At 42.0% G+C, this 1,045-nt stretch carries 1 protein-coding gene; it reads left to right on the forward strand.

From position 1 onward, the window contains the following. Positions 1 to 99 precede the first annotated feature (99 nt). A partial coding sequence (locus tag LD39_RS15560) for a glycosyltransferase family 4 protein (protein ID WP_035549305.1) occupies positions 100 to 1,045 on the forward strand: 946 nt, incomplete at its 3' end.

The raw sequence follows: 1,045 nt of genomic DNA on the forward strand, positions 1-1,045 counted from the left end.
AACAAAAATAAAGACAACGTACGACATCATTTGCTTTGCTCTGTGATATAATGTAATCGCATTTTGCATTTTTAGATTAATAGATAAGTGAGGATTTTTATGAATATATATTTGGATATTACAATTGCCATTCTGATTTCTATGGCTGTCAGCTATGCGCTGGTCTTTCCAGTAATGAAACTGGCGGTAAAATGGAAGATGATGGACTATCCTGAATTGCGAAAAATCCATACCGAAATCACACCGAGGATGGGTGGACTGGCAATTTTCGGAGGGGTCGTAGCCGGGATGATTTACATCCGTCCTGATACGCCATATTTCACGGCTATTTGCATCGGAGCTTCCATTATTGTTTTAACTGGGCTCTTGGATGACCGCTATCAAATCCGTCCAATTTTTAAATTGGCAGGGCAAGTAGCTGCCACTGGGGTGCTCATCTTTTCAGGTTTAAAAATTGATATTGTCAGTGTTCCATTCGTAGGCATGGTATCCATGAACGAACCGATCAGCATCGTGTTTACATTCTTATGGATTATCGGAATTACGAACGCCATCAACTTGATTGACGGCTTGGACGGTCTGGCGACAGGGGTATCAACGATTTCTCTGATCAGTATTTCTGTCATGGCGTTAGCGATTGAGCCCCAGATTACGATTGTTTATTTGTGCGTGGTTCTGATTGGAAGTAACCTTGGATTCTTATTCCATAACTTCTACCCGGCCAAAATTTATATGGGAGACACCGGTTCCTTGTTCCTTGGGTATTCGATGGCCGTCATCTCCATGGTTGGATTGTTCAAGAACGTCACTTTATTTAGCTTCGTGATCCCAATTATCGTGCTGGCGATCCCAGTATTCGATACGTTGTTCTCAATATTGAGACGATTGATCAACAAGCAAAAAATTATGATGCCGGACAACAAACACATCCACTATCAAATTTTAGCGGCAGGCTTCAGCCACCGCACAACAGTATTGATTATCTATGCGTTTAGTGCCTTGTTCGGATTGCTTGCCATCCTATTTTCACTCACATCGTTCGGCA

Source organism: Halobacillus sp. BBL2006, from assembly GCF_000786645.1.
GTDB lineage: Bacteria > Bacillota > Bacilli > Bacillales > Halobacillaceae > Halobacillus.